The organism is Pseudomonas proteolytica, assembly GCF_007858275.1.
Lineage (GTDB): Bacteria > Pseudomonadota > Gammaproteobacteria > Pseudomonadales > Pseudomonadaceae > Aquipseudomonas > Aquipseudomonas proteolytica.
The window spans coordinates 71,408-85,473 of sequence record NZ_VFEV01000024.1; the positions used below are offsets into that span (position 1 = coordinate 71,408).

Annotated in this window: 12 protein-coding genes and 1 pseudogene; 9 read left to right on the plus strand and 4 right to left on the minus strand. The window is 55.9% G+C overall.

The genetic code is table 11. The features are described 5' to 3' along the window. The first annotated feature begins 142 nt into the window (after positions 1–142). From FIV38_RS18120 to FIV38_RS18135, 4 genes are all read left to right on the plus strand, one after another. Positions 143–1,447 carry a tyrosine-type recombinase/integrase gene (locus FIV38_RS18120; protein ID WP_092233825.1) on the plus strand — a complete coding sequence of 435 codons (1,305 nt, stop codon included), beginning with the start codon at positions 143–145 and terminating at the stop codon, positions 1,445–1,447. Positions 1,448–1,886: 439 nt separating this feature from the next. Next, positions 1,887–2,162 carry a hypothetical protein gene (locus FIV38_RS18125; RefSeq protein WP_092233821.1) on the plus strand — a complete coding sequence of 92 codons (276 nt, stop codon included), beginning with the start codon at positions 1,887–1,889 and terminating at the stop codon, positions 2,160–2,162. A gap of 289 nt (positions 2,163–2,451) precedes the next feature. Next, positions 2,452–3,432, plus strand: a complete 981-nt coding sequence (locus FIV38_RS18130; RefSeq protein WP_092233819.1) for an integrase domain-containing protein — start codon at positions 2,452–2,454, stop codon at positions 3,430–3,432. Then, complete coding sequence (locus tag FIV38_RS18135; protein ID WP_092233817.1) at positions 3,429–3,734, plus strand: hypothetical protein; 306 nt, start codon at positions 3,429–3,431, stop codon at positions 3,732–3,734. Before FIV38_RS18130 ends, FIV38_RS18135 begins: the two co-directional genes overlap by 4 nt. Before the next feature lie 586 nt (positions 3,735–4,320). On the opposite strand, the gene FIV38_RS18145 is transcribed toward FIV38_RS18135, so the two are convergent. Beyond that, positions 4,321–5,232: a LysR family transcriptional regulator gene (locus tag FIV38_RS18145; protein ID WP_092233813.1), complete on the minus strand. Its 912-nt coding sequence runs from the start codon at positions 5,230–5,232 to the stop codon at positions 4,321–4,323. A 401-nt stretch (positions 5,233–5,633) separates the two neighbouring features. On the opposite strand from FIV38_RS18145, the gene FIV38_RS18150 reads away from it, so the two are divergent. The 3 genes from FIV38_RS18150 (at position 5,634) to FIV38_RS18160 (ending at position 9,373) form a co-directional block, all read left to right on the plus strand. Continuing rightward, positions 5,634–6,689: a tartrate dehydrogenase gene (locus FIV38_RS18150; protein WP_092233811.1), complete on the plus strand. Its 1,056-nt coding sequence runs from the start codon at positions 5,634–5,636 to the stop codon at positions 6,687–6,689. A gap of 93 nt (positions 6,690–6,782) precedes the next feature. Further along, positions 6,783–8,138: a dicarboxylate/amino acid:cation symporter gene (locus FIV38_RS18155; RefSeq protein WP_092233807.1), complete on the plus strand. Its 1,356-nt coding sequence runs from the start codon at positions 6,783–6,785 to the stop codon at positions 8,136–8,138. 137 nt (positions 8,139–8,275) lie between these two features. Beyond that, positions 8,276–9,373 carry a sugar diacid recognition domain-containing protein gene (locus tag FIV38_RS18160; RefSeq protein ID WP_092233804.1) on the plus strand — a complete coding sequence of 366 codons (1,098 nt, stop codon included), beginning with the start codon at positions 8,276–8,278 and terminating at the stop codon, positions 9,371–9,373. Positions 9,374–9,468: 95 nt separating this feature from the next. On the opposite strand, the gene eno is transcribed toward FIV38_RS18160, so the two are convergent. Next, a complete protein-coding gene (gene eno, locus FIV38_RS18165) occupies positions 9,469–10,758 on the minus strand; it encodes a phosphopyruvate hydratase (RefSeq protein ID WP_092233801.1) in 1,290 nt (429 codons plus the stop codon). Between the two features lie 342 nt (positions 10,759–11,100). On the opposite strand from eno, the gene FIV38_RS18170 reads away from it, so the two are divergent. Further along, positions 11,101–12,231 (plus strand): glycerate kinase, encoded by a 1,131-nt coding sequence (locus FIV38_RS18170; RefSeq protein WP_092233799.1) that lies wholly within the window; start codon positions 11,101–11,103, stop codon positions 12,229–12,231. Positions 12,232–12,855: 624 nt separating this feature from the next. Here FIV38_RS18170 and FIV38_RS18175 read toward each other — a convergent pair. Both FIV38_RS18175 and FIV38_RS18180 read right to left on the minus strand, forming a co-directional pair. Further along, the gene (locus FIV38_RS18175; protein WP_092233794.1) at positions 12,856–13,161 is read right to left on the minus strand and encodes a hypothetical protein; all 306 of its coding nucleotides are present in this window, start codon (positions 13,159–13,161) and stop codon (positions 12,856–12,858) included. Between the two features lie 4 nt (positions 13,162–13,165). Beyond that, positions 13,166–13,441 carry a hypothetical protein gene (locus FIV38_RS18180; protein ID WP_139273555.1) on the minus strand — a complete coding sequence of 92 codons (276 nt, stop codon included), beginning with the start codon at positions 13,439–13,441 and terminating at the stop codon, positions 13,166–13,168. A gap of 379 nt (positions 13,442–13,820) precedes the next feature. On the opposite strand from FIV38_RS18180, the pseudogene FIV38_RS18185 reads away from it, so the two are divergent. Continuing rightward, a pseudogene (locus tag FIV38_RS18185) lies at positions 13,821–14,031 on the plus strand (hypothetical protein). Positions 14,032–14,066 lie beyond the last annotated feature (35 nt).

Genomic DNA, 14,066 nt, shown 5'->3' on the forward strand with positions numbered 1-14,066 from the left:
CCAGCGTCTACGAAACACACCTAGAGCCCGCTAACTGCGGGCTTTTTGGTCTCTGGGGTTCCACCCCCATCTCTTGCAAGCCAGCCACTTTTTGGTACATTTTCTGTACATATTCCAGTTCGAGAACCGGAGGTGTACAGCGATGCCATTGACCGCCTTACAAATCAAAGCGTCCAAGCCTGCCGACAGACCGTTTACCTTGAGTGATAGTTCGGGTCTTGCCCTGCTGGTGAAACCCAACGGCAGCAAGTACTGGCACTTCCGGTATACCTATCAGGGTCGGGCGGCGCGCATGTCACTGGGTGTGTATCCGCATATCTCCTTGCAGGAAGCTCGTGAACGAGCTGCAGAATGCCGCAACCTACTCAAGCAAGGCACCAACCCCGGCACAAAACGCCGCGATGACAAGCTGCGACAGCAGGAGGCCGGGCTCAACACCTTCAGGCGAGCCGCGGAGTACTGGTACCAATTCAAAGCGGACTCCGGCCGCAGCAGCGCGACGCTGAAGAAGATCCGCGACTATCTCGATAAGGATCTACTGCCCGCTCTCGGCGAAAAGCAACTGGAGCTCATTACTCGAAGCGACTGTGCAAAACTGCAGGCCTGCATCGAAAAACGAGGCGCCTTCAATGTTGCGGACAAGACCCGGACCTGGCTGAAACAGATTTTCAGTCAAGCCATTGCACGCGGCCTGTGCGAACATAATCCAGCCTCCGAACTCCATGCCATTGCGATAGCTCCACCGCCCACTCAACACTACCCACATCTGCACGAACACGAACTACCTGAGTTTCTCCGGGCTTTAAGCAAGACCACCAGCCGGCTACCAGCGAGGATTGCGTCATGGATGACAATTCTGACGGCTAGCCGCCCCGGCATGGTTCGCTATGCAAAATGGGAAGAGATCGATTTCGAGGAAGGGATATGGACCATCCCGGCCGCCCGCATGAAGATGCGCAGAGATTACGTCAGCCCTCTACCTCATCAATTGATCGCCATGCTTACCAAACTGAATCAAAGCACTGGACGCAGCCGGTATCTATTCCCTGGCAATGGTGAAAAGCAGCCAGTCATCAGTGAAAACACGATCAACCTGGTGTTCGCCAAGATCGGCTATAAAGGACGACTCGTCAGCCATGGCACTCGTCATACCGCAAGCACGCTGCTGCGCGAACATGGCTGGCTAAAGGATCATGTAGAAAGCCAACTGGCTCACGTCGAGGGCGGCATCTCTGGTGAGTACAATCAAGCCCTATACCTATCGCAACGTCGGATGATGATGCAGTGGTATGCGGACTATCTCGATGCCCTCAAAGAAGGCATTACAGCCAACCTTCGCGATCAATTTGATACTCGCGTTAATCAGTTCCTCGCACGCCCTTCTGCATCGCCTCTAACAGCGTCCCACGCACGCAAAGATGATAAGTTTCCTATCGATACAGACTAAGCGGCGATACAGCGATCACGGGATGCCTCACGAATTCGACTCGGTCTGCGACAACATCACAGCCCTATAAAATAGCCGTGGCGCATTCAAACGTGGGTAAGCCTGTGAGATCACCGCTGTCCACCCTTCCTCGCGGGTCCATCCAAGCGGGGCTGCAAAGCCGCCCTGCTTGGATGGACCTCACTTAAAAAATCTAAAGCCCACGTAACTGTCTGTGGAAAACCACTGATTTCCACCGGTGGATACTTTCATCCACAGCCGCAGAATCCCCGAAAAATCGAGCCTTGACCCAAATTATCCACAGGCGTAAAAAAGATCGTGCAAGCGCTGTCCTTGACAGCAACCCAGGTAGTCAGAACCTTTGAGGCTACGCCACATCGTGGTGGTTCACCCCCAAGTGCGATTAGCGTCCGGCGGCTCGCACAGTCACAGCGATGTGATGGATGCCTACTTCTACCAGAGTGCCCACTGCGGCAACTCATACCTCTACATTCCTGCCCTGCAGCAACCTATCCGCTTGGCCATTTCACTGCGCCAACCTGCGTTCGTCTCTTACTTCCAGGAAGAGACGAACGCGCCTACCGCTGCTGCAGCCCAAATCGTACAAGGCTTTGCGGCATTCCCCCTCGTGACAATCGGCGTGACAAACACCGAAGCCACCAGCAACAGCGATGCAGATGATGGTGCCGCAGCCCACGGAATGGACTGCACCTGACTGACAGTCAGGCACGCCCCGGTCATCACATCCCTGCCTTCACCTGACTCAGGATCTCGCGGCATTGGCCTCGTCAGCCAGCACAGCCTCCACCCGCCCACTTCCTCGGAAGTGCTCAGGAGGCCAGATCATGAGATGCCCAAGCTCTTGGCCGTAAGGAGCCGCCTGTCCCGCGTCAGTGGACACCCCTCACAGGCCGCAGGGGCCTTGATCCCTGATAACACTCAACATTCTTGGCGGGATGACGTGGGGATGGTTTTAAAAGTTGGGCTTCGAGAGGAGTTTGATCATGGCACTGGTAGGTAAACGTGACGGGCGAAATTTTGGGTATGGACGACAACTGAGTTATGCCGGGCCGCAGGCATTGCGCGATATGTTTGGCGGCGGACATTACGGAACGGTCAAGGCACACAGTGATCGGTGGCAGGCGTTTGTGCGGTGGTGTCGGTCGGAGGATGGACCGGGGTTTAACGATGCGCGAAAAATTGATCGGCAGACCTTGCTGGACTATGCCGGGCATCTGCGCCAGCAAGTTGAACAAGGGGCTATCTGCATCGCCACCGCGCAAAACCGGTTATCCAGCGTGAACCGGACCATGGCCGCGCTTCGCGGTGATCAGTATGTGAAAGTGCCGAGTCCGAGCAAGGCACTAGGCATGCGGCGCATCAGTGTTCGTCGCTCGGTGCCGCAAGGCCAAGACCGCGAACACGTGAAGCGGATCGTCGACATGCTCTGCGAACACCAAATGCCGCGCGCCGCGGCCATCGCGCAGCTGGCCCGAGCCACCGGCATGCGCTTGCGCGAGACCATTTTGGCCGACCTACCTCGCTTGCAACGCGAGGCCGAAAAACTTGGCAAGATCAACATCCAGGAGGGCACCAAAGGTGGCCGATCCGGTGCGTCGGCCCCTCGCTGGATTACCGTGAACGATCACATCCGCGAAGCATTGGAGTTCGCCCTTCAAGTCTCACCCGACGGTAGCCGCAACCTGCTTGCACCGAACGAACGCTACCTCGATTTCCAACGGGAAATCGTGCGTCCCGCACGAGTCATCCTCCATACGCACAACCTCAAAGGCTTCCACGAATTGCGGGCGGCCTATGCGTGCGAACGCTACGAGCATATCACCCAGCATCTCGCCCCCATCAACGGAGGCCGTTGCTATCAGCTCGACCAACGCCTCGATCGTGAGGCTCGAGACCAAATCAGCTATGAACTCGGGCACGGCCGTATCGACGTGGTATCGGCTTACATTGGTGGTCGAACATGAGCAAGCCATTCGATATGGAGCTGTTCCTTAGGGGTGTCCTGAGCGGGTCGCATGCCACACGCCAGCGTCACCTTCGCCAAGCGAAGGCTATCCAAACAGCTATCGCTGAGCGCTGGCAACGCGACAACCCATGGGCTTGGCAGCAAAAGCATCTCGCTTGGTTTTTAAATCACCACGTGAACCAGCACGCTGAGTCGACGCGCTATTACTTTTTGCTGACCATGCAGTTACTCACTCATCGCCTAGGGAAATCCTGGCAGTTCAACCCCAAGCGAAGGTCAGAAAACGGCCGATTCTGTTGAAAAAGTCGGCCATGGTTTCTACGGCAGAAAAATACGCGTTTGAGATTGAAATCTATGTTTTGAACAGAGGATTCCGGGCTCAGATTTCGCGTAGCGGCGCGCAAAAAAGGCGTTTTCAGCGGTCAGTATGCAGGCAGTCCGGAAGGACCGACTTTTTCAACAGAATCGGCCAAAAGCTGACAGTCGTGGCCGCACTATGATGAGCTAGCCCCAGTCGAGGCTGTGGGCATTCGATGCTTGACTTCTACACGACATCCCCTGTCGGGGACGACAAAGACAACAAGAGTTAAACTGCTACCGGGGAGATACGGTACGACGCGAAATTCCTGCTGCGGCACCGTCCCGTTGGTAGCGATGTTGAACTGGCTTTACGCCGTGAAGAGGAACCCGATCACTTCGGCTCCTTAATTGACCCCTGTGGGCAGTTCCTCTACCGAAAGCTGAGGGCAAGCCGCTGAGCGACAGTGAATCATGGCCCTTCCAAGATCACGTATTCCGGCAAGTTCTACATGCCTCTGGCATCAGTCTGGCCCCGCGGCGCTTTGCCTGCGCTGTTTGCGGTCCATCGGGTTGTAAGTCAATGGGCTCATTCAGCTTCGCTCAAATGATCGATATGAGCAAAGCGCTCGACCAGAAAGTCGATCAGGGTGCGAACCCGTGCAGATAGCTGCAGTTGCTGGGGGTAAACTGCATAGACATCCGCGCGGGTAGGCCTCTGATCTTCAAGGATCAACTGCAAGCGGCCGCTTCGCACATACCGGGCAATGTCCCACTCTGCTCGCATCAGAATGCCGTAACCCTCCAACGCCCAGTTCAAGGCCACCTCGCCGTCGTTGCAACCCAGGGCGCCATGCACTTTGATGTTTTGAGTACGGCTACCTGCTGCGAAACTCCATACGCCATAAGGCGTCTCGTTTTGCCTGATGAAAATGCAGTTGTGCTGCTGCAAATCTGCCAGTCGCTCAGGTGCGCCGTGCTTCTGCAGGTAAAGGGGAGAGGCACAGAGCAAACGACGGTTGGATGCGATTTTGCGAGCATGGAATGCTGCATCCGGCAGTGTGCCGAAACGGATGCTCAGGTCAAACCCGTGGGTCGTCAGATCCAGTGGATGGTCGCTGATCTCCAGTTGTATTTCAACCTCAGGATAGCGGCTGTAAAAGGCCGCCAACGCCGGCCCGATATAGCGGCGACCAAAGCCGAGCGATGCGTTGACCCGAATCAGCCCTTTGGGAGTTGCCCGACTGCTGCTGACCATCTGCTCGACCTCATCGATCTGCGTCAGGATTCGCGCCGCGTGGGAGAAGTAAAGCTCACCCTCTGTGGTCAGGCTCATAGAGCGGGTGGTGCGATTGATTAAACGAATGCCCAGCCTGGCCTCCAGCGCCGATAGACGTTTGCTCACTGCCGGAGGGGTGACCCCCAGCTCGCGAGCCGTGGCGGCAAGGCTGCCTTGGTTGGCCAGCAGGTAAAAAAACGACAGGTCTAAGGTCTGGCTCATTCATGACTCAAAGTGATGTATGGGGCGTTTAAGTTTGATTGAAGCATCATCAATACATATATCCTGCCCATGGCTTGTCTGAATAGCATTTTCAACCTGCAAAAGCAGGAGCCTTAGATGAAGGTGCTCTGGTTTCCGTCAGTGCTGCGCCTGCTTCGGGGGCGAGCCACCATGAAACCGTAACCACCTTTTCAAAATCCGCACCGGCCCGGCTGTTTACCTGGAGGCTTGGTCTCGAGTGGTTTACGCCTCAAAAAGGACGAAGGATTCATAACTTAAAGTAAATTATGTAGTGATTTCAAGTAACTCACACCTTCCGATTCAATACTTATACTCGGAACACACCCTGATCGAACAACTCCGTTTGACGGGCAAAACAAAACTTACAAAGGTGTTCCCAAATGAGTGCTTACAAAATTGCTTCGATTCCTGGTGACGGTATCGGCATTGAAGTTATTGCTGCCGGGGTTGAAGTCCTCAAGGCGCTGTCCAAGAAAGTCGGCTTTGAAATTACCTTCAAGGACTTCGACTGGAATTCGGATAACTACCTGAAAAATGGCTACTACATTCCGGAAGGCGGCCTGGAAGAACTCAAGACTTTCGATGCCATTTTCTTCGGTGCCGTGGGTGCGCTGAACGTTCCTGACCACATTTCTTTGTGGGGACTGCGTCTGCCTATTTGCCAAGGCTTTGACCAGTACGCAAACGTACGTCCTGCCCGCGTGCTTCCTGGCGTTAAAAGCCCGTTGCACAATGGTGATCAGATCGACTGGGTCGTGGTTCGTGAAAATTCAGAAGGTGAGTACTCGGGCAACGGCGGACGTGTACACCGTGGCTTACCAGAAGAAGTGGCCACTGAAGTCTCCGTGTTCACCCGTGCCGGTGTTGAGCGTATCCACCGTTTTGCCTTTCAGTTGGCGCAAAGCCGTCCGCGCAAGCACTTGACTATGGTTACTAAGTCCAACGCCCAGCGCCATGGCATGGTGTTGTGGGATGAGATCTTCTACGAGGTGGCCAAGGACTTCCCGGATGTGAAAATCGACAAAGAACTCGTCGATGCCGTTACCACGCGCATGGTGCTTAAGCCATCCACTCTGGATGTGATCGTGGCGACCAACCTGCACGCCGATATCCTTTCCGACCTCGCCGCCGCCTTGTCAGGTAGCCTGGGGATTGCACCGACTGCCAACCTGAATCCTTCGCGCCAGTTCCCATCGATGTTCGAGCCGATCCACGGTTCCGCCTTCGACATCACCGGTAAAGGCGTCGCCAACCCGATCGCAACTTTCTGGACTGCGGCCATGATGCTCGAGCATCTGGGCGAGGCGTCGGCGGCCAAGGAACTGATGTCCGCCATCGAAGCTGTAACCGAAAGCGGTTTGCACACGCCTGACCTAGGCGGTACGGCAACCACTCGGCAGATCACCGACGCTGTAATCAAGCTGATTGGCCGCTAATTCAAAGTAATAACTGCGGCATACCGCCAAGGGATGGGTCATTGATCCTGCCCTTGGCATTTCCTGACAACAATAAAAAATCAGGGCCCTGTCATGAAAAGAATTCTGGGAAAGCTCTACGTTCAAGTTTTGCTAGCCGTGATCCTCGGTGCCGTCGTGGGTGTAGCGGTTCCTGAAACCGGTGAAGCACTGAAGCCCTTGGGCGACGCCTTCATCAAGTTGATCAAGATGCTCCTTGCACCGGTGATTTTCCTCACGGTGGTAACGGGCATTGCCAAGATGGAAAACATGAAGGAGTTAGGGCGTGTTGGTTTGCGCGCGCTGATCTACTTCGAGGTGGTATCGACCCTGGCGCTGGTGGTTGGTCTAGTGGTGGTGGACGTGTTCAAGCCCGGCGCAGGCATGAACATCGACATCGCGACGCTGGACGCGTCAAGCCTGGATACCTACACCACCGCAGCGAAGCACACGACGTTCATGGATTTCGTGATGAACATCATCCCGAACACCATTGTCGATGCCTTTGCCAAAGGCAATGTGCTGCAGATCCTATTGTTCTCGGTGCTGCTGGGCGTCGCCCTGGCACAGGTCGGCCCCCGCGCAAAATTCTTCGTCGACACGCTTGATAGCTTGATGCAGGGCATGTTCCGAATGGTCAACATGATCATGCGCTTGGCCCCCATTGGCGCATTCGGCGCGATTGCCTTCACCATCGGCAAATACGGCTTCGGCTCGCTGTTCTCGCTGGGCAAGCTGATGGCCTGTGTCTATCTCACCTGCATCGTGTTTGTGATCTTCGTGCTCGGTCCCATCTGCCGCATGAGTGGTTTCAGCCTGTGGAAATTCCTGCGCTTCATTAAGGAAGAGTTATTCACTGTGCTGGGCACCAGCTCGTCGGAGTCGGTACTGCCGCAGATGATTTCCAAGATGGAGAAGGCAGGCGTTTCCAAGCCCGTTGCCGGCATGGTGATTCCGGCGAGCCTGACGTTCAACCCTGACGGGCAGGCGATCTACTACACCATTGCCGCCATTTTCATTGCCCAGGCCACCAACACACCATTGACCTTGATGGACCAATTGATCGTGCTGGCCGTGCTGATGTTCACCTCCAAGGGATCGGCCGGGGTGACCGGTTCGGGTTTTATCATTTTGGCGGCCACTTTGGCTTCGCTGGGAACCATCCCGGTGGCTGGCATGGTGCTGTTGTTGGGTGTCGACCGTTTTATGTCTGAAGCGCGTGCCATCACTAACACCATTGGCAACGGCGTCGGCACCATGGCGATTGCCAAGTGGGTTGGAGCACTGGATACGGCGAAGATGAATCGTGCACTCAACGGTCAGCCGGAGCCTGATGAAGTGGCGCCCCCTGTCGCCAGCCAATCCGCGTCCCATGACGCTCATAGCAACGGCTCTCAACAGGTGGGCCTGGCGCCTGCTTTGAAGGTCTAAGCTTCTGCAATCAGAAGTTTGGACTGGCTCAACGTCGGCTCCTTCCCGGAGTCGACGTTTTCTTTTTAGGCGACCTTCAATTTGAAATCAGATAGCTGCGCCGGTCGCGTGACGAGTCATTTTCGAAGGTAAAAACAATGTTTGAGTTGGATCATGTGCTTGCGCAGGACATTGTCGATCGAGCAATGCTCATCCTTCCTTTCAATGTCAATGTGATGGACTGCCAGGGCTTGATTATGGGCAGTGGCGAGCCCGAGCGGATCAACACCCGTCATGAGGGTGCCCAGCTAGTCCTGGCGAACCAGCGCGTGGTGGAAATCGAAGTGCAGTCGTCTCCCTGCCTGAAAGGGGTCCAGCCAGGTATCAACGTGCCGCTGATGCACGATGAACGTTTGATTGGCGTGCTGGGCCTTACGGGCGATCCGCATAAGCTGCGTACTTACGCAGAACTGCTGCGCATGACCGCTGAAATGCTAGTTTCGCAACGGCACCGCGAAGTGCAGTCACAATGGCGCAAACAGCGCAGCGATGACTTGCTGGCCTTGCTTTTGGCGGATTCGGGAGACTGTCCTCGCTTGTTGGACGAAGCGCAGCAGCTAGGGCTCAAACACCAGCTCACGCGCACGCCACTCTTGATTGAGCTGACCTCCATGCAAGTCGCGACGATGGTCAGTGAATGGCTGCTGGCGAGGGTTCCAGACAGTTGGTGTCTAAGTCCGTCGCCTAAGACTGTCCTGTGGTGCTGCCCCGCTCAGAGCGGGGTCGATCCTCACAAGTACCTTCAAAAAATGCACACCCGAGGCTGGACGCCTGTTCGTGTGGCCTTCGGCGTGCCTGCCCAAGGAATTGAGCGGCTACGCAAAGTCTGCACGCATGTGACGGCGCTAGCGGCCTATGGTCGTGCCGTGTTGAAGACAGAGCGGCTCTTGCTGCTGACGCGCTTGCGTCTGCCAGCGATGTTATGGGCTCATCGTGAAGAATATGTGATCGAGGAACTACTCGCCGTCGTCAACAAGGTGCGTGCGAAAGACAGCAATGGTCAGTTGATGCAGACGTTGCGAAGCTGGTGCGAGCACAGTGGGCAAATTCAAACTTGTGCAGATGCACTGGGCCTTCATCGAAACACGCTGCGTTATCGGATGGACAGGATTTCAGAGATCACAGAGATGGATCTAAGCCAGCTGGATAATGTGATTACCTTGTATCTGGGTGTGCAACTGATGGCTGACGGTTGAGCCTCGATGTTCAGGCATAAAACAGGCGCGGACTTGCATCAGCGCCTGAGGTTGGAAAGCTGGACAGTTCGCCGGTATCAGCACTCGGCATAGGCTTAGCGAGTACCTGCGCCGTAAACCGCGAAGGCGCCCAATGCTTCTTCTATACGCAGCAAACGATTGTATTTGCTCACTCGGTCCGACCGGCACAGCGACCCGGTCTTGATCTGTCCGGCCCGTGTGGCGACAGCGAGGTCGGCAATAAAGGTATCTTCCGTTTCCCCGGAGCGGTGTGAGATGACCGCTTTGTAGCCCGCCGCTTGAGCCATGCGGATGGCGGCCAGGGTTTCGGTCAAGGTACCGATCTGGTTGTATTTGATCAGGATCGAGTTGGCGATCCCTCGATCTATACCGTCCTTGAGGATGCGCGTGTTGGTGACGAACAGATCGTCGCCGACCAATTGCACACGTTCGCCCAGATGAGCGGTCAGTTTTTTCCAGCCGTCCCAGTCGCTTTCGTCCATGCCGTCTTCGATAGAAGTGATGGGGTAGCGCTCACAGAGTGAGCTCAAGTAACGGGAAAAGTCTTCGGAGTCGAATCGACGATCTTCACTCTGCAGATGGTAAAACCCGTCCTCGAAGAATTCGGAGGCTGCGCAGTCGAGCGCCAGGGTAACGTCCTGTCCCAGCACATAGCCTGCCCGTTCCACGGCTTCCTGGATGACCACCAAAGCGGCTTCGTTGGAGGGCAGCGAAGGGGCAAACCCGCCTTCGTCGCCGACCGAGGTACTCAAGCCTTGAGCGCGCAATACAGCTTTCAAGGAATGAAAGATCTCGGCTCCCACGCGCAGTGCCTCGCGAAACGATGTGGCTGACACTGGCTGAATCATGAACTCCTGAATGTCCACATTATTGTCGGCATGTTCACCGCCGTTAATGATGTTCATCATCGGTATGGGCAAGGCGTATCGTCCAGGTTGACCGTAGAGGGAGGCCAAGTGCTCGTACAGCTCCAGGCCTTGGTGCTGTGCGCCAGCTCGTGCGGTGGCCAGCGATACGGCTAGCGTCGCATTGGCGCCCAAGGCGCTTTTGGACTCAGTGCCGTCCAGTTTGATCATGGCCTCATCGACGGCCTTCTGGTCTAAGGCACTAAGCCCTTTGACCCGTGCGCCGATCACGCTGTTGACGTTGTCCACGGCGCGCAGAACGCCCTTGCCCAAGTAGCGTGATTCACCATCGCGCAGTTCCAGCGCTTCTCTCGAACCCGTCGATGCGCCAGAGGGCACACTGGCAGATCCGGTCACACCGTTGGCCAGTGTCACGCTGGCTTCTATCGTCGGGTTGCCGCGTGAATCGAGTATCTCGCGGGCGTGAACGTACGCAATGGCAGAGGTTTCAGGCGTCATGGAGGGTCTCCGATCGAGTGGTGTTTGCAGGGGACGGGTGGCTGGCGTTTTCGAATAGTTCTTGCTGTTCTGCTCGTACGGCACGGACGTCGAAATCCCGTGGCCAATCAGTCATGGGCTCTAAGGGAGGCGGCGTTTGTACGGCCGCGTGCGGGTTCAAAATCATTGGACGTCACTCTTTTGTTAATGAGGGCAACATTTCTTGACCAAGCCTACGCCGCGATTCGGTCGAATCCTTTAGGCGCGCGAACAAAAGCGCTTGCCTGTACTTGTGCCGGGAGCTGGAGCCTAAGCGGTTCGCTAATGTCAGCATGAGGCATCACCTATCGCCGGAGAGCGCTCATGAAAATCGTCATAGCACCTGATTCATTCAAGGACAGCCTGAGCGCCGATGGCGTTGCACAAGCCATTGCGCAGGGGCTGGCAGAGGTGCTGCCCAACGCTGAATTGGTGCAATGCCCGATGGCCGATGGCGGCGAGGGAACCGTGGAGGCGATTCTGGCGGCCCTGCATGGTGAGTGTCGTCACGCCAGAGTTTGTGGGCCTTTGGGTGTTGAGGTTAGCGCCCGTTGGGGATGGCTTGCGAAGACGCGAACCGCGGTCATTGAAATGGCTGAGGCGAGCGGCCTGCAACTGGTGGCCCTGGAGCAACGTGATGCCTGTCTCAGCTCTAGCTACGGCACTGGACAACTGATCCTTGATGCTCTGGATGCCGGGGCCGAGACAATCATCCTCACCATTGGTGGTAGCGCAACCAACGACGGTGGTGCGGGTATGCTCAATGCCTTGGGCGTGTGCTTCCGAGATGCTGGTGCAAGAGAGTTGACGCCAGGAGGTCTGGCTCTTTCTGGCTTGTGCAGTATCGATTTGAGTGGGATGGATCCGCGTCTACATAGCACCCGTTTCGAAGTGGCGGCTGATGTCGATAACCCCTTGTGCGGTGCCCACGGCGCTTCATTTACCTTTGGCCGGCAAAAGGGTGCAAGCAGCGAGCAGATCGAGCAGTTGGATCAAGCATTGACTCATTTCGCCGACTGTTGCGCAGTTGTGCTTGCGCAGGATGTTCGCGACGTTCCGGGCGCCGGTGCAGCCGGAGGCATGGGGTTCGCCGCGAAAGCGTTTTTGGGCGCCGGTTTTCGACCGGGCATAGAAGTGGTGGCCGAATTGGTCGGGCTTGCCGATAAGATCAAGGGTGCAGCCTTGGTGATCACCGGCGAAGGCCGTTGTGATGGTCAAACATTGCGCGGTAAAACCCCCATGGGAGTGGCGCGTATTGCGCGTGAGCAAGGCGTACCTGTAGTGATTCTTGCCGGCACGCTCGGTGAGCGCTACGAGGCGCTGTATGAACACGGCGTCAACGCTGCTTTCGCATTGGTGTCGGGCCCCATGAGCCTCGCCGATGCGTGCCAGCAAGCACCTCGACTATTGCGCGAACGGGCGCGGGATATTGCTCGTCTCTGGCGGCTTAAATAGCTATTTGCGGCCTGCAGGCAACTGAGAGGTATGAACCGTCCCACGCCTGAGCTCAGTCACCACCACCTGCGGAGCACCTACTCGCCACATTGAGCGGTTTCTCAGTCCTGCGGTGATCTTTGCTGCTCTTTATTGGATTAGTTTCAGGTTATTTGCTAGTGCAGGTGCGTCTATCCTGTGCCTGCGGCCTTAGATGCAAATTAAGTCAGCCGTTGCAGTTTCTGCATCTGCGGCGGCCGGTGTGAACTCATCGGCCGCGCCTCATGCTGTGAAATTTGTAGTGATCCAATTTCAGGATGCGCTTGAGGTGAGCTCACACAATTTCTACCTTTTTACGGTCGTGCGAAAGCGCTGATACTCTCGCTTGGCGGTGATATGACGAACCACATCTCGAGTGGTTCATCGTTCGGCCCCACTCCTACCGTTCGAGTATCGGCCCAAAAGCGATTCCTGGTTATGTGCCGCTTTGGCCGACCTTTGCGGAGCCTGAGAGGCTGCAATGGTTTTCTACCCCTCGCGGCAGGCAGAAAACGGCCCAGAGGCAGACATTCTGACGGAACCAATTCTCCGAGATCCTTGTGAAACTACTCCGGATTCTCACAAAGGCACTTACTCATTTAACAGTCAGTCCCAAAACTCACTGGACGGAAACTCATCGAACCAAACCTCGTCGTCAAAATCTTCGTCGGCCTTAGTCTCGGCCATGCTTAGATGGATAGAACTCGGTACGAGGCGCCACCGCAGCTCGCGGAATTTCACTTCGAAATCGAACCGCGCGGCCAAGAACTGAAAGGTTTTCGCAAGGGGATATTCTGTAATGCCCGTGAGTTCAGCTGTCGCCAAGACAACTAGCACCCCAGTATCGTCTTGGTAGTTACTCGATACCTTGGGGTCAGCCACATTGATGGTCAGGTTAGGTGAGGGTTTCACGAGGCTATTCTGCTTTGGCCAGGAGGGCCACTTGTTCCTTCAGCTGCTGAAGCACATCCGGGATAAAGGCCACTTCATCGAATTGATCTACTCCAAAGACGTAATGGAGAAGCCGAACGTCCTGGGGTTGTTTATGCGCGGTGGTGCGAAGTTCATGGAAGGAGGCAAAACCAGCAGAGACAGATAGCCGCTCACGCGCATCGGCCAGTTGCCAACCTCGCTGGCTCGCGATCGATTTCGTGAGCGATTTAAAAACGTTAAATGCGGAAAAAGCGGACATGACATTCCTCTTATATGGACGTATGACCGATTGCCTGCTCACCGGACTGTCCAAAAAGGATTCGTCATGGGATGGGGGTTTACAACGATGGGCTCTTGCTTCGCGTAACAGGCGCCAGGCGACCATCTCCGCCCTGCGCGAGAAGATAGTGCAAGTGCTTTTGTCTTGGCAAGGGAGTCTTGCGATGCTTGGGAAAGCGTCAGATCTGGCCAGAGGGTACTGGTGGTTGACCACCGCTTTTGGCCAACTGTAGGGCTTCGTGACTGGCAGCAATCACTGTGGATGCACCTTCCTCCCGGCGCCCCTGCCGACCATGCGCAACCCCCTACCTAGGTCAGTACCCCCCTGCTACGCTTAAAATTTCACGGAGGATTGCACAATGCCAAACTCAGACTTACTCCCTTCCCTCCTATTCAAGATCAACGAAAACCAGCTCGCCCTGGAGGCCGCCATCATGGAGCTTTCAAACTGGGTAGAGATGCGCGGATCGGCGGACGTCGCAGAACAATGTTCGGGGTGCCCTGGACACGATCGATCGGAACGAGGAGTTCATCAAGATAACGCTTGCTGTGCTCATGACGCCCGAGTGATCGCGAAAGTTCGTCATGTGTCGGTTTCGGCCCTT